This window comes from Streptomyces sp. NPDC050416 (assembly GCF_044458845.1).
In the GTDB taxonomy this organism is placed as follows: Bacteria; Actinomycetota; Actinomycetes; order Streptomycetales; family Streptomycetaceae; genus Streptomyces.
This window is the reverse complement of the sequence record NZ_JBITII010000003.1, coordinates 708420-726741: the sequence shown is the minus strand read 5'-3', so window position 1 is coordinate 726741 and position 18322 is coordinate 708420. Positions and strand designations below refer to the sequence as shown.

The 18322-nt window shown below is 73.1% G+C and carries 16 protein-coding genes and 1 pseudogene; 12 read left to right on the top strand and 5 right to left on the bottom strand.

Annotated features, from left to right (window positions below; genetic code table 11):
- Window positions 1-28: 28 nt before the first annotated feature.
- The gene (locus ACIBL4_RS12815; RefSeq protein ID WP_399409165.1) at window positions 29-1273 is read right to left on the bottom strand and encodes a PucR family transcriptional regulator; all 1245 of its coding nucleotides are present in this window, start codon (window positions 1271-1273) and stop codon (window positions 29-31) included.
- 2 nt (window positions 1274-1275) lie between these two features.
- Entirely contained in the window at window positions 1276-1428 is a 153-nt protein-coding gene (locus tag ACIBL4_RS12810; RefSeq protein WP_010042314.1) for a hypothetical protein, read from the bottom strand.
- 214 nt (window positions 1429-1642) lie between these two features.
- Between ACIBL4_RS12810 and ACIBL4_RS12805 the strand changes: the two genes are divergently transcribed.
- The 10 genes from ACIBL4_RS12805 (at window position 1643) to ACIBL4_RS12760 (ending at window position 13639) form a co-directional block, all read left to right on the top strand.
- The gene (locus ACIBL4_RS12805) at window positions 1643-2638 is read left to right on the top strand and encodes a DUF3068 domain-containing protein (protein WP_399409162.1); all 996 of its coding nucleotides are present in this window, start codon (window positions 1643-1645) and stop codon (window positions 2636-2638) included.
- A 221-nt stretch (window positions 2639-2859) separates the two neighbouring features.
- Complete coding sequence (locus ACIBL4_RS12800; protein ID WP_399409160.1) at window positions 2860-4011, top strand: glycosyltransferase family 4 protein; 1152 nt, start codon at window positions 2860-2862, stop codon at window positions 4009-4011.
- Window positions 4011-4808, top strand: a complete 798-nt coding sequence (locus ACIBL4_RS12795; RefSeq protein ID WP_399409355.1) for a class I SAM-dependent methyltransferase — start codon at window positions 4011-4013, stop codon at window positions 4806-4808. Before ACIBL4_RS12800 ends, ACIBL4_RS12795 begins: the two co-directional genes overlap by 1 nt.
- A complete protein-coding gene (locus tag ACIBL4_RS12790) occupies window positions 4805-8980 on the top strand; it encodes an alpha-(1->3)-arabinofuranosyltransferase family protein (RefSeq protein WP_399409158.1) in 4176 nt (1391 codons plus the stop codon). The genes ACIBL4_RS12795 and ACIBL4_RS12790 overlap by 4 nt, the downstream gene beginning before the upstream one ends.
- Window positions 8977-10341: a condensation protein gene (locus ACIBL4_RS12785; RefSeq protein WP_399409156.1), complete on the top strand. Its 1365-nt coding sequence runs from the start codon at window positions 8977-8979 to the stop codon at window positions 10339-10341. Before ACIBL4_RS12790 ends, ACIBL4_RS12785 begins: the two co-directional genes overlap by 4 nt.
- Window positions 10338-11072 carry a methyltransferase domain-containing protein gene (locus ACIBL4_RS12780; RefSeq protein ID WP_399409154.1) on the top strand — a complete coding sequence of 245 codons (735 nt, stop codon included), beginning with the start codon at window positions 10338-10340 and terminating at the stop codon, window positions 11070-11072. Before ACIBL4_RS12785 ends, ACIBL4_RS12780 begins: the two co-directional genes overlap by 4 nt.
- Before the next feature lie 15 nt (window positions 11073-11087).
- Entirely contained in the window at window positions 11088-11993 is a 906-nt protein-coding gene (locus tag ACIBL4_RS12775) for a hypothetical protein (protein ID WP_399409353.1), read from the top strand.
- On the top strand, window positions 11990-12211 hold the full coding sequence (locus ACIBL4_RS12770) for a Trm112 family protein (protein WP_399409152.1): 222 nt from the start codon (window positions 11990-11992) through the stop codon (window positions 12209-12211). The genes ACIBL4_RS12775 and ACIBL4_RS12770 overlap by 4 nt, the downstream gene beginning before the upstream one ends.
- The gene (locus ACIBL4_RS12765; protein WP_399409150.1) at window positions 12208-13035 is read left to right on the top strand and encodes an FkbM family methyltransferase; all 828 of its coding nucleotides are present in this window, start codon (window positions 12208-12210) and stop codon (window positions 13033-13035) included. The genes ACIBL4_RS12770 and ACIBL4_RS12765 overlap by 4 nt, the downstream gene beginning before the upstream one ends.
- The gene (locus ACIBL4_RS12760; RefSeq protein WP_399409149.1) at window positions 13010-13639 is read left to right on the top strand and encodes a hypothetical protein; all 630 of its coding nucleotides are present in this window, start codon (window positions 13010-13012) and stop codon (window positions 13637-13639) included. Before ACIBL4_RS12765 ends, ACIBL4_RS12760 begins: the two co-directional genes overlap by 26 nt.
- Here ACIBL4_RS12760 and ACIBL4_RS12755 read toward each other — a convergent pair.
- A pseudogene (locus ACIBL4_RS12755) lies at window positions 13620-15019 on the bottom strand (MFS transporter). The gene ACIBL4_RS12760 and the pseudogene ACIBL4_RS12755 overlap by 20 nt on opposite strands.
- A gap of 52 nt (window positions 15020-15071) precedes the next feature.
- Window positions 15072-15941: a RimK family alpha-L-glutamate ligase gene (locus ACIBL4_RS12750; protein ID WP_399409147.1), complete on the bottom strand. Its 870-nt coding sequence runs from the start codon at window positions 15939-15941 to the stop codon at window positions 15072-15074.
- A gap of 146 nt (window positions 15942-16087) precedes the next feature.
- Here ACIBL4_RS12750 and ACIBL4_RS12745 point away from each other — a divergent pair, with 146 nt between their 5' ends.
- Window positions 16088-17158 (top strand): MerR family transcriptional regulator, encoded by a 1071-nt coding sequence (locus ACIBL4_RS12745; RefSeq protein ID WP_399409351.1) that lies wholly within the window; start codon window positions 16088-16090, stop codon window positions 17156-17158.
- Between the two features lie 82 nt (window positions 17159-17240).
- On the top strand, window positions 17241-17540 hold the full coding sequence (locus ACIBL4_RS12740; RefSeq protein WP_399409145.1) for a hypothetical protein: 300 nt from the start codon (window positions 17241-17243) through the stop codon (window positions 17538-17540).
- Window positions 17541-17554: 14 nt separating this feature from the next.
- On the opposite strand, the gene ACIBL4_RS12735 is transcribed toward ACIBL4_RS12740, so the two are convergent.
- Window positions 17555-18262 (bottom strand): FadR/GntR family transcriptional regulator, encoded by a 708-nt coding sequence (locus ACIBL4_RS12735; RefSeq protein WP_399409143.1) that lies wholly within the window; start codon window positions 18260-18262, stop codon window positions 17555-17557.
- Window positions 18263-18322 lie beyond the last annotated feature (60 nt).

The following is an 18322-nucleotide window of genomic DNA, read 5'->3' as shown; positions in this document are numbered from 1 at the left end:
TGAACCCCGCCGGGTGCACCGGCCCGGCTCACCGCCGACCCCGCACCGCCCCCAGCTCCCCCCGCAGCCGCTGCGCGCGCAGGACCAGTTCCAGTTCGAAGCGGCGGTCGGGGTCGTCGATCTCGTCGCCCCACAGTTCCCGGATCTGGCGGAGCCGGTAGCGGACGGTCTGGGGATGGACGCCGAGCCGGGCAGCGACCTCGGGGGCTCCGCCCCGGGTCTCCAGCCAGGCCAGGAGCGTTTCCGCGAGGCGGCGGCCGTGGGTGGGGCCGCAGTGGGTCAGGGGGGCCAGGCATCTGCGGGCCAGGTCGTCGATGAGCTCCTCGGGCTGGAGGAGGACCAGCGCCTCGGTGTGCTCGGTGCAGTAGAGGACCTCCCCGGAGGGGAGCAGGTCCCGTTCCATGAGGCGTACCGCGGCCTCGGCCCAGCGCAGCGACTTCGCCGCGTCGGTGAGCGGGACCGGCGGGCCGATCGCGCCCGACCAGCCGGCCAGGGCCCGGTGCAGGAGCTCGGGGCGGCCTGCCGCGTCCGGGTCGGGCACGACCATGCGGGGCTGCTCGTACTCCATGTCGAGCAGCACCCCCTGTCCGACCGCGGGGGCCATGGCCTCCCGGGCGGGGCGCAGCAGGACACCGACCGCGACCTTCCCGGGCAGGGGCCAGCCGATCCGGGCGGCCCGTTCGGTCAGCGCCTCGGCGGGGTCGCCGCGGTGGTGCTCGGCCAGCAGGAGTTCCATCAGCCGGCGCTGGAGGCGCAGGCGTTCCCCGGCCTGGCGGGCCGCGGCCTCGGCGTAGCCGCGTACGGACTGGTCGACCAGGCCGTCCAGGTACTCGTAGCCCGCGTCGACGAGTTCGTACATCGCCGGGGGCGGGATCTCCACGCGCTGGCCGATGTCGGCGAAGCGGCGCCAGGCCAGGCGTACGCCCATGCGGTAGATGGCCTGGAGGGAGTCGAGCGAGCGGCCGTTGAGGCCCTCGCCGCGACCGAAGTCCTGGAAGACACCGGGCGGGACGGTGGGCCGGCCCTCCGAGTGCTCCAGGTGCTGCACGAAGACCTCGATGGCGCGCCGGATGCCGACCAGGGCCATGGGCTCGCCGGAGTCGTCCAGGACGACGGGCAGATGCGGGTACTCGCGCTGTATCTCGCAGAGGATCTCCTCGGCGAGCGCGGGCGCCTCGGCCATGGCGATCGCCGCGAACCGGCGCACCTGGAAGCGCGGTACGTCGTGCCAGGCGGAGCGCGTGGTGAGGGTTCCGGTGCGGGCGGCCGTCACCGTCAACTCCCCTGCCCGGCCTGCTCGTAGGTGATCAGCGGGGTGTTCGGCTGGTCGGGCGTGGCTTCGAGCAGCGCGACGACGCCCAGCGCGGCGCCCACGGCAAGGGCGGCGGCGAGCGCGACGGTCAGCGCGGCAGCGAGCAGTCTCGACATCGCAGGGTCAGCCTCTCTGTCCGGATTCGTCCGGATATCGTCCGGAGGTTGCCCCACCCCGGCACCCCGTCCCTGCCTGTCGCGCCCAGTCTCGACAAGCATTGACACCCCGTCAAGAGCGGCCTACGGTTCCCGGCCCAGCCGTACACGCGCTGTTTCCCGCCGTGCCGGCCCTCTCGTACGTCGAGCCGTCCCAAGCCACTGGAGTGCCCGGATGCGCCGTACAACCTCCCCCTTTTCGCTGGCCCTGCTGGGTGTCGGAACTTTCCTGCTGGTGCTGGCGCCCCTGCTCGCCTGGTACGTCCAGCCGCGTGCCGCGGTGAACCCGATCGACATCGACACCACCGCCGTCTACACCGGCCGGGGCAGCGTCTTCGACACTGACCGGATCGAGACTGTGCCCGACCGGAAGATCACGGTGACCCAGCGGGTGCGCGGCAACGTCGAGGACAGCGAACGCAGCGGCAACGCCGTCTGGGACGTGACGACCACGGTCGACACCGACAAGTCGCTGCCTGCCGCCGACCCGCACGACGCTCTGGAGTTCACCCCGCACCGCTGGGTGATGGACCGCAAGACCACCCGGCCCGTGCACTGCTGCGGCGAGAAGCCGTACATCGAGGGCGAGGCCTATCTGAAGTTCCCCTTCGACGTGCAGAAACGCTCGTACCAGTGGTGGGACAACACCCTCGGCGACACGGTCGTCCTGCGCTATCGCGGCACCGAGAAGGTCCAGGGCTACACCGGCTACAAGTTCACCGGCTCCGTGCCGCCGACCAGGACCGGCACGCGGATGGTGCCCGGCAGCCTCGTCGACCAGCCGGAGCGGCCGCAGGTGCTGGCCGAGGAGTGGTACTCCAACCACGGCTTCGAACTGGTCGTCGACCAGGCCACCGGCCGCGTGGTCTACGCGCAGACCGGGCCGAGGCGGACGCTGCGGGCGCCGGGCAGGAAGAAGGACGCGGCGGTGCTGCTGGACAGCCGGAAGATCTCGTTCACGACGGCGACGCAGAAGGAGGCCGTGCGGCAGGCGAAGCGCGACAGCGGCCAACTGCGCCTGGTGGGCACGACGTTGCCGATCGGGGCCGGTGTGGCGGGTGTGGTGCTCGCGGTGGTGGGTGGCGTTCTGGTGGCGCGTGGGCGGAAGGAGCCGGAGCAGCCCACTCCGTCCGATACGTCCGGTACGCCCCAGCCCACCCTCACGATGTGATGTGACGTCAGCTCTAACAAAGCCCGAAATTGTCACGCCGGTGAGTAGCCGTGGAGAACGTCCGGGCGAAAACTGTCCAACCCCACCCGAGCACAACCCGTCCACACTCCCCTCCCAGGAAGGGCTCAGGCCCCCCACAGCCAGACCCCCCAGAGCCACACCTTCCAGAGACACACCTTCCCCACGCTGAGTTCCGCACCCCGAGACGAGTTGGAGCACCCATGCCCCAGCACGTACCGTCCTCGCTGCACGCCGCGCTCCCCAGCGCGGAGCAGCACCTTCCGGCGCTCCCCCCACATCCGCGCCGGATCGTCTTCCTCGCCCATCGCGATCTGGACAACCCCTCCGCCGGCGGCTCCGAGCTGCTGGTCGACAAGCTCGCCGACGGCCTGACCCGGCTCGGCCACCAGGTGACACTGCTGTGCGGGGGCCCCGCGGCCTTCCGGGACTACCGGGTCGTGTCGGCGGGCGGCCCGTACGGGCACTATCTGCGCGCCCGGTCGGCCTTCGCCCGCCAGGTCGGTGACTGCGATCTGCTGGTCGAGGTGTGCAACGGCATGCCGTACCTGGCGCCGCTGTGGCACTCCGGGCCCACGCTGTGCCTGGTCAACCACGTCCACACCGACCTGTGGAAGATGCGCTTCGGCGGGCCGCTGGCGCCGGCCGCCCGGATCGGCCGAAGACTCGAGCACTGGGCGCTGACCGGGGCACAGCAGCGGAGTCTGCTGGTCGCGGTCTCCTCCTCCACCGCGCACGCGCTGCGCGCGATCGGCGTGGAGCGGGACCGCATCCGGGTCGTGCACAACGGAGTCGAGGAACCGGGGCCGCGGGCCGAGCGGTCCCCCGAACCGTTGTTCGTCGCCGTCGGCCGGCTCGTCGAGTACAAGCGGATCGATCTGCTGCTGCGGTTGTGGGAGCGGGTGCGGCCCGTCACCGGCGGGCGACTGGTCATCGTCGGGGACGGCCCCGAGCGGGCGAGACTTGAGCAACTCGCCGGTCCCGGCGTGCAGTTCACCGGATACGTGTCCGAGGCCGAGAAGCATCGGCTGCTGTGCGCGGCCTGGTTGCTGCTGCATCCCTCCGCCGTGGAGGGGTGGGGACTGGTCGTGACGGAGGCGGCGGCGCGACAGACGCCGACCGTGGCGTTCGACGTGCCGGGGCTCAAGGACTCCGTGGTCGATGGTGAGACGGGGGTTCTCGCGCGCGGTGAGTCGTCGTTCGCGGCGGCGTGGTGTGCGCTGGCCCTGTCCGGGCGTCGGCGGGAGTTGATGGGGAAGGCGGCTCGGGAGCGGGCGGCGCAGTTTCGGTGGGACCGGACTGTGCGGCAGTTCCGTGTGGTTGCCGCGGAGGCGGTGAGGGGCTGGGCTCCGTGATGCGTCGTGCGGTCCGCCGTGGCTGGTCGCGCCCACGCGGCGGAGCCGCAAATGTCACAGTCCCGCGCCCCTATCTACACGACCCCTCGTTTCGTAGATCTCTTGCCCTGTTCCGTGCCTTCCTCCACGAGCAGGACGATCCCGAAGCCTGCTACTCGCTGCTCGCCCGGGACGCCGTCGATCAGGTCGAGGCGTACGACGGGCCCGTCGCCGGGCGTACGGTCCTGGACGTCGGTGGAGGCAGCGGGTATTTCACCGAGGAGTTCCGCCGCCGCGGGGCTCATGCCTACCTGTTCGAGCCGGACATGGCCGAACTCGGCGAGAAACCCCCCGACTCGGCCGTCGTCGCCGACGGATATCTCCTGCCCCTCCGGGACGGCGTCGCGGACGTCACGTTCTCCTCGAACGTGCTGGAGCACGTCGCCGACCCGGAGACGTTCCTGAGCGAGCTGGCCCGGGTGACGCGGCCCGGCGGGCTGATCTACGTGTCGTTCACCAACTGGCTGTCGCCCTGGGGCGGGCACGACTGGGCCCCGTGGCACTACTTCGGTGCCGAGCGGGCCCGGGCCCGCTATCTGCGGCGGACCGGCAGGCCCGCCAAGCACACGCTCGGCGAGAACCTGTTCGCGGTGCACATCGGATCCACCCTGCGGCAGGTGCGTGCCCGGGACGACGTCACGGTCGTCTCGGCGCGCTCCCGCTACTGGCCGTTCCTCGCGGAGGCCGTCGTCAAGGCGCCCGGCATCCGCGAGTTCGCCACCTGGAATCTTCTCCTCATCCTGCGGCGGTCTACATGACAACCACGGTCCAGGCTCCTCCACCGGCAGCCGTCCCCACCACCGCGACCGCGGCGGGCCCGCCCGAGGGCCCGCGGTCGCGGCGCTGGCTGCTGGGCTGCTGGGCCGTGGCGTTCGTGCTGTTCCTGGCCGTGCAGCCAGGGCGGCAGACCTTCGACACCAAGCTCGGTGTGACGGTCGACCCGGGTCAGTTCCTCGCCGACCTGGGGCAGTTGTGGCACGACCGGGCCGGGTTCGGCGGGATCCAGGACCAGTACGTCGGCTATCTGTGGCCGATGCTGCCGTTCTACTGGCTGTGCGACCTCGTACAGCTGCCGGTGTGGCTGGCGGAGCGGCTGTGGATGTCGCTGATCGTGTCGGTCGCCTTCTGGGGTGCGCTGCGGCTGGCCGAGCGGCTGCGGGTGGGCAGTGGCGCGTCCCGGCTGCTGGGGGCCGTGGCGTACGCGCTGTGGCCGGTGTTCACCACCGTGATCGGGTCGACGTCGGCCGCCGCGCTGCCCGGCGCGTTTCTGCCGTGGGTGCTGCTGCCGCTGACGAACGAGCGGTACGCCGCCCGGGTCGCGGCGCTGCGGTCGGCGCTGCTCGTGCCGTTCATGGGCGGTGTGAACGCCTCGGCGACGCTGGCGTCCCTGCTGCCGGTGGGACTGTATCTGCTGTCCCGGCCGCCCGGGCCGAGGCAGCGCAAGCTGATCGCCTGGTGGGCTCCGGCCGTGCTCGTCGTGACCGCCTGGTGGTGGGTGCCGCTGCTGCTGCTCGGGGTCTACGGCGAGAACTTCCTCCCCTATATAGAGACGGCGCGGACGACGACGGACACCATGTCGGCGACCGAGGCGCTGCGCGGCGCCGGGAACTGGGTCGCCTATCTGCACTTCGGTGAGGCGTGGCTGCCCGCGGGGTGGGCCGTGGCCTCGTCGGTCGTCGTGATCGTGTGCTCGGCGTTCGCGGCCGGGCTCGGTCTCGCCGGGCTCGCCCGGCGGGACATGCCCGAGCGGCGGTGGCTCGTGCTGACGGTGCTCGTGGCGGCGCTGGTGCTGCTCGCCGGGTACGGCGGCGCGTTCGGGGCGCCGTTCCACGGGGCCGTGCGGGGCTGGCTGGACGGGTGGCTGTCGCCGTTCCGGAACATCTACAAGTTCCAGACGGGCCTGGCGCTGGCGTTCGTGCTGGGCCTGGCGCATCTGGTGGGTGTGGCCGCCGAGTCGCGCGGGGCCCGCCCGGTGCGCGGCCGGCGCTTCGCCCCGCTGGTCGCGGCGGTGCTGATCCTGCCGGGGCTGCTGTGGCCGTACCTCAACGGCTCGATCCTCAACCCGGGTTCCTTCCAGAAGCTCCCCGCCTACTGGCAGGCCACGGCCGACTGGCTGGAGAAGTACTCGCCCGACTCGCGCGCCCTGGTCGTCCCGGCGACCGCGCACGGCATCTACACCTGGGGCTCGCCCATCGACCAGCCGCTCGACGTGCTCGCCGAGTCGCGGTGGGCGCAGCGCGACTACGTCCCGTTCGGCACGCCCGGCAACCGGCGCGCGATGGACGCCGTCGAGCAGGCGCTGCTGTCCGGTGCCGAAGTCCCGGGGCTGGCCGACTACTTGAGCCGGGCGGGGCTGTTCTACGTCGTCGTGCGCAACGATCTCGACCCCGACCAGATCGGCTACGTGCCGACCACGACCGTCAAGCGGACCCTCGAACAGTCGGGGTACGAGCGGGTGACGGGGCTGGGGCCGGTGATGACCGGCGGCCGGCTCGCGCACGACGCGCCGCTCCAGGTCGAGGGACTGTACCCGCGGCAGCGGGCGGTGGAGATCTACCGGCCGACGGGGCAGGACGTGGTCCGGCCCGGGCAGGCGGGACTCATGCCGGTCTCCGACACGGCCGTCGTGTCCGGCGGCCCGGAGGCGCTGCTGCCGCTGGCGTCGCGGCTGCGCGGCCGGGCGACCGTCCTGACCGGCGACCACCACCCGGGGCTCGGCACCCCGGCGGTGCAGGTGGTGGGCGACGGGATGCGGCGCGCCGACACCCGGTTCGGCGTGGTCAACGCCGGTACGTCGTACACGTACACCCGCGACGAACGCAACGCGCCCGACGCCCAGCAGGACCCGGGCGAGAAGCCCCGCCAGATCCTGCCGACCGAGGGCATGGAGCACCAGACGGTGGCCGAGCTGCGCGGCGCCCGCTCGGTGACGGCCTCCTCGTACGGCAACTGGCTCTTCCACCTGCCGCAGTACGACCCGGTGAACGCCTTCGACGGCAACCCGGACACCGCGTGGACGGAGGGCTCGCCGGAGACCCCGGACGGGCAGTGGCTGCGCATCGGCTTCACCGGCTCCTACGACATGCCGTCCTCCTTCAAGGTCACGCCGCTGCCGCAGGAGAGCGTGCGGGCCGCGGCGACGAAGGTGCGGGTGGAGACGGAGAAGGGCGAGCGGACGAGCTTCCTGCGGCCGAACGGAACGGCGCAGCGCGTCAAGGCGCCCGAGGGCGGCACGCGGTGGATGAAGCTGACGATCGTGGACTCGGTGGAGCGCCGGGCCGGGCTCACCGGCGCGGGCTTCTCCGAGATCGACCTGCCGGGCGTACAGGTGACGCGGCTGCTGCGGCTCCCGGTGGACGCGGCCGACGCGACCGCGGACGCCACGGTCGTCTCGCTGCACCGGACCTCCGACCCGACCGGCCTCTCCGCGACCGGCACCGAGGCCGGCCTGCACCGCCGCTTCACGACACCGGCCGCCGGGACGTACGAGGTGACGGCGAGCGCGGTGCCGGTGCCGGGCAAGGAGCTCGACGAGCTGCTGTATGAGGTGGCGCCCGAGCAGCAGTCCCGGATCGTCGCCACCGCCGACTCCACGGCGCGCCTCGGCGCGGGCCTCGCGGCACGCAACCTCACCGACGGCGACCTGACGACGGCGTGGATCGCGGGCGACCGGCCGACGATCCACCTGCGCTGGGACGGCAAGCAACCGGTCGGAGAACTGGTCCTGGCCCCCGCGGGCGGCCTGTCCACCCGCGCCTCCCAGGTGCACATCAGTTCCCCGGACGGCGCGGCGATCGCCGGCGTCGACGAGAACGGCTGGGTCCGCTTCCCGCCGATCACCACGGACCGGCTCGACATCACGATCACCGAGACGGCCCCGCTGACCCTGCACAACCCGGTCGCCGACGAGGATCTGCGGCTGCCCGTGGGCCTGACGGAGGCGTATATCCCCTCCCTCGACCAGTACCGCACCCCGCAGCCGGACGGCACCCGCAAGTTCTCGCTGCCCTGCGGCAAGGGGCCCGACGTGGCACTGGACGGCGAGCTGTACCGGACCGGTGCGAAGGGCACCGTGCGTGACCTGGTGGAACGGCGGCCCGTCGAGGTGACGCTCTGCCAGCAGAACAGGAAGGACGCCGAGCTGGAGCTGGCCTCGGGTGACCACCGGCTGGAGGGCGGCGATGCCGGCCCGCTCGCGCTGACGGACGTCACCCTGACCCGCGGGACGGTCCCGGAGGCCGCCGCGGCCGGGCGTGAGCTGCGAGTCCAGGACTGGCTGGGCGACCGGCGCGAGGTGTCGGTCGGCTCGGGCGCGGCCTCGTACCTGACGACGTACGAGAACTTCAACGACGGCTGGAAGGCCACCCTGAACGGCAAGGAGCTCACCCCGCTGCGGCTGGACGGCTGGCAGCAGGGCTGGCGGATCCCGGCCGGCGCGGGCGGCACGGTCAAGCTGTCGTACGAACCGGCCACCACGTATGACGCCGGATTGATCGGCAGTGGCGCCGGCATCGCGGTGCTGCTGGGCCTAGCGCTGTGGCGCCGCCGCGCCCCCAACCCCGACGCACCGCAACCGGCCCCGCCGCTGCCCGGCCTGTGGCTCGGCACGGTGGCGCTGACGCTGGTCGGGGCGGTGATCGCGGGCTGGCTGGCGCTGCTGGTCCCGGCACTGGCGCTGCTCGCGGCCAGGCGGCACGCGCTGCTGGTGCCGATCGCGTTCGTGGCGCTGGCGGGGGCGGGCATCGCTGCCGCGTTCGGGGCCGGGGAGCCGGTGGGCGCGGGCGAGGGAGCGTTCGGCCGTACGGCCCAACTGCTGGCGCTGATCGGCCTGTTCGCTGGACTGGTGAGCCTGCGGGAGGGGCCCTCCTCCGAGGCACCGACGCAGCAGCTGCCCAGGACGACGGACACGGGGAAGGGCGAGCCCGCATGACGGCACCGGTACGCATCCCGTTCCCGGTGGTGGACGAAGTGTCCCGGCACTGCCTCCAGGAGCAGGAACCGGAGACGGTCCACATCGAGGTCCACCTCCCAGGCCCCGTCGACCAGACCCGCCTGCGCAAGGCGTTCACGGAGGCTCTGCACCGGCATCCGCGGATCCTGATGCGGGAGGCGCGGGGGCCGTGGTACCGGCGGCGCTACGAGTGGGAGCTGACGCCGGAGCCCGATGTGGAGGTGGTGACCTTCACCCCGCCGGGGCCACGGGCACTCCAGGACGCCAGGACCCGGGCCCTGACGGAGTCCCCACCCCTGTCGATGTCACCACCGATACGGCTTGAGGTAGTTGGCTCAGTTGCGGGCAGTCGTGCCGCTGGGGCGGCTCCCGACCCACCGAGAGCGGCACCCCGCCAGGGCGGGCGAGCGCCCCAACCCGCCCAGGACACCCACACCGGCACCGCACAAGGCACAGTCCTCTTCCTCACCATCAACCACACGGCCCTGGACGGCCCGGCCTGCCTCCGAATCCTCGCCACCGCTGCCGAGTTGTACGGAGGCAGGGACAACGCCCCCGCAGCACCCCCAACCCGTACACCCCAAGCCCTCCAAGACCCCCCGGACACCCCGACCACCTGGTCACCCCCCGCGCGGGTAGCCCCAGGCACTCCGGACCCCTCCCCCGGCAACGGCATGCTGGTGACGGAGCTCCCCCTCCCCCACCGCCCCAAGGGTTCCCCCTACACCGTCAACGACCAGCTCATGGTCACCACGGCCCTGACCATCACCCACTGGAACAGGGAACACGGCGCCCGCCCCCGCCCCCTCCGCATCACCATGCCCGTCGACGACCGCCCCCGCGACACCACGATGCCCATAGGCAACGGCACCCGCCTGGTGGAAGTACCCTTCGCCTCGGACGAGTTGGACCACCCGGACATGTCCGCCCTCCTCCGGCGCACCGCGGAGCGCACCCGCGCGCTGAAGTCCCTGCACCGCCCCCAACTGGGCCACGGCGCCGCCCTCCTCACCACCCCCTGGGCCCCGGTCGCCGCCCGCGCCGCCCTCACCCGCGCCCTGCGCCGCGCCGCCGCGCCCTGGACGTCGACGACCCTGCTCAGCAACATCGGCCGTATCCCCTACCCCCTGGACTTCGGCGAGGAGACGGGCCGCGCGCACGCGGTCTGGTTCTCCGCGCCGGCCCGGATGCCGCGCGGCCTCACCGTGACCACCGCCTCCACCGCCGGCCGTCTCCACCTGGCCCTGCGCTGGTCCCGGGCCCTGCTCAGCCACGGCGACGGCGCCCACCTCCGCGACCTGTTCGAGCACTATCTGCACACCACGGAGGTGACCCCGTGACGAGCGCCCCCGCCCGGCCCTCTCAGTTGCGCGACTTCTACGAGAATCCGGCCGTCCCCGTCGCCTCCGGCACCCCGCGCAGCCTCCGCCAGGCCCGCATGCTGGCCCGGGCCCTCGGCCCGGCGGGCCGAAAGCCGCAGACGATCCTCGACATCGGCTGCGGCGACGGCACGGCCGCCGCCACCGCCGCGCCCCTCCTCCCCGGCCACCGCGTCATCGGTGTCGACTGGTCCCAGGACGCCCTGAGGCGAGCCCGCACCCGCATCCCGTGCGCGGTCCGCGGTGAACTCACCGGCGGTGGGCTGCCGTTCGCGCCGGAGTCGGCCGACGCCGTGCTGTTCAGCGAGGTGATCGAGCATCTCGTCGACCCGGACGCGGCGCTCGACGAGATCCGCCGGATCCTGCGGCCGGGCGGCCATCTGATGCTGTCCACGCCGAACCTGGCCGCCTGGTACAACCGCGCCCTGCTGCTCGCCGGCGTCCAGCCGGTCTTCTCGGAGGTCAGCCTGCGCGGCATCCACGGCCGCCCGGGCCGGGAGGTTGTAGGGCATCTGCGCCTCTACACCGCCCGCGCGCTGCGGGAGTTCGTCGCCGCGTCCGGGTTCACGGTCGTGACGCTCGAAGGCGCTCCCTTCCACGGCGTACCGCGCCCGCTGCGGCCGCTGGACCGGCTGGCCTGCGCCCGGCCGCAGCTCGCGTCGATCCTGCTGCTGCACGCCAGGAGGACGTAGCCCATGTGGTGGGGAGTGGCCGCGGCCCTGCTGGCGAACACCCTGTACAGCCTGGGCTTCGTGCTGGAGAAACGGGCGCTCACCGCGCTGCCCGAGGTGACGATCCGGCGGCCGGCCCGGCTGTTGCGCCTGGTTCTCGGCAGCCCCCTGTGGATCGGCGGTTCCCTCGCCCTGGCCGCCGGTTTCGGCGCGCAGCTCGTCGTCTACCGCACCCTCCCGATCGCCGCCGCGCAGGGCATCTTCGTCTCCGGCCTGGTGCTGCTCGTGCTGCTGTCGGCCCGGCTGCTCGGGGAGGAGACGAGCGGCCGGGAGCGGTACGCGCTGGCCGCGATCCTGCTCGCGCTGCTGATGGTGGTGCTGTCGCTGCGCGAGGGCTCGGACACCGTCAGCCAGGAGGCGCCGTACCCGTTGATCCTGCTGGTGTGCGTGCCGTCGCTGGCGGCCGGGCTGTGGCTGTACGGCTCCGCCGAGCGGCGGGCCCGCAACCGGCACCGGCGGCCGACGACCGGCGTCGAGTACGGCGTGGCCGTGGGGCTGCTGTACGGCGTCAGTTCGCTGGCCATCAAGGGCGTGTCGAGCCATCTGACGACCAGCGGGATCGGCGGCGCGGTGCTGGACCTGCTGAGCTCCCCGTATCCGTATCTGCTGCTGTTCACCGGCGTGTTCGGCCTGGTGATGTCGCAGGCGGCGCTCCAGCGCTGCCGGGCCTCGCTGATCGTGCCGGTGTGCACGACCGTGACGTCTCTGTTCACGGCGGTGCTCGGCACGCTGTCGTTCGGCGAGGCCCTGCCGGACGAGCCGCTGCGGCTCGCGCTGCGGGTGGCGGGCACGGCCCTGGCGGTCGCCGTGCTCCTGACCATGCCGAAGCACGACCCCGCTCCCCAACCCCCCGCACCAGCCAAGGAGTTGGCCTCCCCATGAAGCCCGACGACCCCATACTGAAGATCCTCGCGTGCCCGCTCGACAAGGGCCCGCTGCATCTGCTGGCCGAGGAGGCCGGGCAGGAGGGGGCGCTGTACAACCCGCGTCTGCGCCGCCGCTATCCGATCGTCGACGGCATTCCGCAGTTGCTGCCTTCCTCGGGCGAGCAGGTGCCGGACGACGAGCACGAGGAACTTGTCCAGAGGATGACCCCATGACCAGCCTGGCCGCCCGGCTCGCTCCCCTCCTGCCCGCCCGCCTGGTGGCCGCGACGGCCCGGGCCCTCTACCCCCGGTTCGAACCGGAGCTGGCCCGGCTCGTCGAGCTGTGCCCGCCGGGTTGCGGTACGGCGGTGGACGTCGGCGGCTGGTACGGGCCCTGGACGCACCGGCTGTCCGGCCTGGCCGAGCACGTGGTGACGATCGAACCGGTGCCCCACCTGGCCCGTCTGCTGACCGCCGCCGCCCCGCCGAACGTGCGGGTGATCCGTGCGGCGGCCTCGGACCGCCCGGGCATCGCCCGCCTGTGGCTGCCGTCGGACGACTCGGGCGACCGGGGCGTGTCCTCGCTGGTCCGGCGCGACATCCACGGCCGGGCGCTGGACGTCCCGTGCGTCACGCTGGACGAGCTGGGCCTGCGCGACGTCGGCTTCATCAAGATCGACGTGGACGGCAACGAGCCGGCGGTCCTGCGCGGGGCGACAGGCCTGCTGGCCCGCGACCGGCCCGCCCTGTTCGTGGAGCTGGAGTCCCGCATCCAGCCGATCGCCCCGGTGGTGACCTACCTGTCCCTGCTGGGCTACGACGGCTGGGTCCTGCCCGGCGACAGCTGGGTGCCGCTGGCGAAGTTCCCCCTGGAGGAGCACCAGGCGGACGCCTCCTACGTCGTCTCGCACGGCCTGCTGCGCCGCGTCCTGCCGTACGACGCCCTGCGCGGCCCGCGCTACGTCAACTCGGTCCTCTTCCTCCCGGACGGCCGCCGCCCGGGCACCGCGCCGGTGGGCGACGATGGTGCCCATGCCCTCCGGAAAGCGCCCCGCTAGCCCCTTCACACCGCTCGACTTCCAGCTGGTGCTGCTGCGCCGCATGGCCGACCACAACCCGGATCCGGTGGAGGACGCCCGTCACCAGCTGGGCGCCTCCCTCGCGGACATGCGCGAGGCCAACAAGCGCTGGCAGGCGATGGTCCGCTCCCCGCGCTCCCGCTCGCCCCTGTCCCGCTACCGCTCGGTCCTCGGCGAACCCGAGTCCCGCACGCCCCGCCGGATCGGCGACCTCGACTGCGAGTCCTGGCTCTGGCCTCTCCCCCTCTGGCCCGACCTGCGCTTCGAGGTGCTGACCGCCCCGAACGGCGCGGTGTGGAACGAGTGGCTGGTCCGCGCCCCGGGCGCCCAGGGGCCCGTGCTGCGCACGCTCGACGACCTCACCCCCTGGTCCTGCACGGTCGACGAGGCGGCCCGCGCCTTCGCCCCGGCCCGTCCCCTGGAGGGCACGGCCCCGACCCTCCCCCACTGCCTGAACGGCGTGGGGGTACCCCCAGGCCTGGCGTTCACCGCGCCGGACGCACAGGGGGCGCGGTGGGAGGTCGTCGCGGAGTTCACCTGGGGGCTGTTGCAGCGGGTGGCCGTCACCGGCCGTCAGGAGTGAGGGGCTCCGGGGGCCCCTCGTCGGACCGCCGGGGCTTCGCGGGTACGCAGCGCCATGCCAGGCCCGCGGCGGCCAGGTACGCGAGCGCGCCGATGAGCATGCTGGTGCGGAGGCCGGTGCCGAAGTCGGTGGCGGAGGCGAGCAGGCTGCCGCCGAGGGCGACGCCGGTGGCGCTGCCGATCTGGCGGGCGGTGTTGAACAGGGCGGAGGCGGCCCCCGAGTACGCCGCGGGGGCGGTGCCCATCACGGTGGCGGTCGAGCCTGTGAGGGCGAAGGACGTACCGAATCCCGCGGCCGTCATCGGGACCACCAGCAGGGCGTATGCGGGGGTCGGCGCCGGCCGCGGCCCAGCCGGTCAGCCCCAGGGCGGCCAGCAGCATCCCGGAGACCACCAGGGGGCGGTCGCCGGTGCGCCGGGCCAGCCGCCCGGAAAGGACGGAGGCGGACATGGTCATCACCACCGCCGGGAACAGCGCGAGGCCGGTGCCGAGGGCGCTGTAGCCGCGCTGGTGCTGGAACTCGAGGCTGGCGGTGAACACCATGCCGTAGAAGCCGAAGTTGAACAGCAGGCCGATGCCGGCTCCGCCGCTCATGGCACGGGAGCGCAGCAGGGGGCGGGAGGACCGGGGACCGGGCGAGCCGCTCACGCACCACGAACGCCACGGCGGCCAGTACGGCCAGTGCCGCACCGGCGAGCACGGCCGGATCGGTCCAGCCCCGCCGTCCGGCCTCGTTGAGCGCCCCGGTCAGCAGCGCCACCGCCGCCACGACCGCGCACTGCGCCGTCCAGTCCAGCGGCCGGTCGGCACGCCGGGGCGAGCGGGCCACGTGCCGCAGCGTCAGCACCAGACAGGCCACGCCGACGAGCAGGTTGACGAGGAACACCCAGCGCCAGCCCACCGTGGAGACGAGCAGCCCGCCCAGGAGCGGCCCGGCCGAGGCCGCGATGCCCGCCATCGAACCCCACAGCCCGAAGGCCCGGGAGCGTGCGGCCCGCTCGGGATAGGCCTGCTGGAGCAGGGCCAGGGAACCGGGCACGATCAGCGCCGCGCCCAGCCCCTCGACCAGCCGTGCCGCCACCAGGAACCGCGCGCCGGGCGCGAGCGCGCACGCGGCGGAGGACACGGTGAACACCGCCACGCCCGAGCAGAACACCCGGCGGTTGCCCAGCCGGTCCCCCAGCGCCCCGCCCGTCAGCAGGAACCCGGCGAAGATCAGGGTGTACCCGTCGGTGATCCACTGGATGCCGGTGAGCGAGGCCGACAGCTCCCGCCCGATCACCGGCACGGCGACGTCGATGACCGTCACGTCCAGGATCACCATGAAGTACCCGGCGCACACCGCGAGCAGCGGTGCCCAGGACCGTCGCTCGGAGGGCATGGCCCTACCGCTACACCAAAAGCCTCACCGAGGGACGTATGTCCGCGCGTGATCAGCCGGCGGCGGCCAGGACCGCCTCGACCACCCTCGGCACGGACTCCGGGTGCAGCCACAGGAACAGGTTCGGCTCGACCAGCTCCAGTTCCATCACGCACGGCTCCCCGTCCGCCCCGGTGACGAGGTCCACGCGCGCGTACAGCAGGTCCTGCTGCCCGGGGACGGCGGCCAGTGCCCGCTCGGCGACGTCGAGTTCGGCGGCGGTCGGCTCCCAGGGTTCGAGGTCGGGGTGGGCGACCTTGTCGGCGTCGTACGGCGTGCCCGGCGCGAGGACCGCGCCCTTGCGGCTGGCGTGCAGCAGGCGCCCGCCGAAGAACTGCAGGGCCCGCTCGCCGGCGGAGTCGATGCTGCGCATGTACGGCTGCACCATCGCCGTGAAGCCCTCGGCGTGCATCCGCTTCAGCTGTCGTACGGCCGATTCGTGCTCGTCGTGCGTGTAGCGGGCGGCGAAACGGGCGCCGGCGCCGGAGGTGGGCTTGACGACGTACTCCTGGTCGTCAGGGAAGTCGGCGGGCTCGCCGGGCGCGATGTACCGGGTGGGGACGACGGGCACACCGGCGGCCGCCAGATCCCCGAGGTACCGCTTGTCCGTGTTCCACCGCACAACCCCGGGCGGGTTGGCGAGCCGCGTCAGCGTCCCGCACCGCTCCACCCACGCCGCGAACTCCTCCGTCCGCCAGCTGTAGTCCCACGTCGACCGGATCACGGCGAGGTCGAAGCCGCCCCAGTCGGCGCCGGGGGCGTCCCACGGCACGGCGACGGCCTCGGCACCGGCGTCCCGCAACGCCCGTACCAGCAGCGGAAGGTCCTGGTCCTTGCTGGGCTCAGGACCGGAGTCGTAGGTGACGAGTGCGATACGGGGCACGAGGGCTCCCTCTTCGTGCGATCGGGTGATCGACCGGCAGGTTAACAACCGCCGGTGGAACCAGAACAGCCCGCTTGACCTTCACCTTCGGTGAAGCCCCAGCATCGGTGGCGGAACCGGAGGGAGGTGGCGAGGTGCACCGCGACATGCTGACGATCGGCGCGTTCGCGAAGGCGTGCCGGCTCTCGCCGAAGGCACTGCGCCTGTACGACGAGCTGGACCTGCTGCGGCCCGCCCGGGTGGACCCGGACACGGGATACCGGTACTACGCGGTCGGGCAGCTGGAGCCGGCCCGGCTGGTGGCGTGGCTGCGGCGGCTGGGCATGCCGCTGGCGGAGATCCGCCAGGTGTGCCGGCTCCACGACCACGACTCCACGGCCGCCGCCCGCGAGATCCGCGCCTACTGGGCGCGTGTCGAGGCGGAGACGGCGGTGCGGCGGGACCTCGCCGCGTTCCTCGTCGATCACCTGACAGCGGACTCACCCGAGTCCCGAAAGGACACCGCCATGCTGGAACTGCGTTACTCCGCCCACTCGGACACCGGTCGCGTCCGCCCCGCCAACCAGGACACCGCGTACGCGGGCACCCGGCTGCTCGCCGTCGCCGACGGCTTCGGACCGGCGGGCGCGCCCGCGAGCAGCGCCGCCGTGGAGGCACTGCGCTTCCTGGACACGGACGAGATCCCGGCCGGCGGGGTCCTCAACCTCCTGGAGGACGCCGTGCGGGGCGCGGCCCAGGCCGTCCGGGACGTGGCCGACGGCGCCGACGACATCGGCACGACCCTGACCGCCCTGCTGTGGACCGGCTCGCGGCTGGCCCTGGTGCACATCGGCGACTCCCGCGCCTACCTGCTGCGCGACGGCGAACTGTTCCTCATCACCCACGACCACACGGTCGTCCAGTCGATGATCGACGAGGGGCGCCTGACGCCCGAGGAGGCCGTCTCCCACCCCCAGCGGGCCTTCCTCCTCAAGGCCCTGACGGGTGACGGCACCCCCACGATCCCGGACCTCCGCCTGCACGACGCCCTCCCGGGTGACCGCTATCTGCTGTGCTCCGACGGCCTGTCGAGCGTGGTCCCCGAGGACCGGATCCGTGAGCTCCTCACCCCGCCCACCGCCCCCGACGAGACGGTCCAGTCCCTGGTCACGGCGGCGAACGAGGCCGGCGGCCCGGACAACGTCAGCTGTGTGGTGGCGGACGTCGTGGCGGCGTGACCCGGACGGCCCAGGACCACGGGCCGTGCCCCGCCCCGGCGGATCTACTGAGCGAGGACACCGATCACAGGAAGGGATTCCCATGGCTGCTGTGCTGTCCCTGCGCTGGGCCGGGGTGACGCCCGAGCAGTACGACGCGATGCTGGACGAGGTGCGCTGGGAGGAGCAGGTGCCGGACGGGCTCGTGCTGCACGTGGCCTGGTTCGAGGCGGGTGCCCTGCACGTGACCGACGTGTGGAACGCCGAGGCGGACTTCGAGCGCTTCTTCGCCGAGCGTCTCGCCCCGGCCGTGCCGAAGGTCGGTCTCGCCGGTGAGCCCGAGGTCCGGTTCGCGCCGGCGCACCGGCGGCTCGTGGCGCCCGGTGCCGCCGGGGCCGCCTGACAGCCCGGCCCGCCCTACCCCTCCTCCTCCGGCTCCCAGTCCAGCAACCGCACCTTCGCCACCGTGCGGACGTGACGCCGCATGGCCGTGGCCGCCTGGCGGGGCTGCTGTGCGGCGATCGCGTCGAGGATGGCCTGGTGCTGGGAGAGGGAGCGGGACGGGCGGCCGGGCTGGCGAAGGGACTCGGTGCGGCTCTCGGCGATCTGGTCGGTGATGGAGCGCATGAACTCCGCGAGCAGAGCGCTGTGGGCCGCCGCCGTCACGGCCGCGTGGAACAGCCGGTCGCCCTCGACGCCGTGACCGCCCGCCGCGATCTCCTCCGACATGTGCGCGAGCGCCGAGCGCATCGCCTCCAGGTCCTCCTCCGAGCGGCGCTCCGCGGCCAGTTCGGCCAGCTTCGTCTCCAGCGCCTCCCGCGCCTCCAGGACGTCGGGCAGGCGCCGGCGGCGTTCCACCATCCGCTCGACCGGCTCGGTGTCGAGGCTGTCCCGCACGAGGTACGTGCCGCCCCCGTGCCGGGCCTCCACCAGCCCCTGGACCTCCAGCACCACGATCGCCTGCTTCACCGAGGCGCGGCTCACCCCCAGCCGCTGGGCCAGGTCCCGCTCGGGCGGCAGCCGGTCGCCGGCGCGCAGGCCGCCCTCGGCGACGTACTGCCGCAGCCGCTCAAGCACCTGCTCGTAGAGGCGCTGTTTGGCCATGGGGCGCAGGGCGTCGGTCATGGAGTCCCCCTCTCGCCGGGAGCGTAACACCGGCCCCTTGCGGTGGCCGAGTGGCTGAAC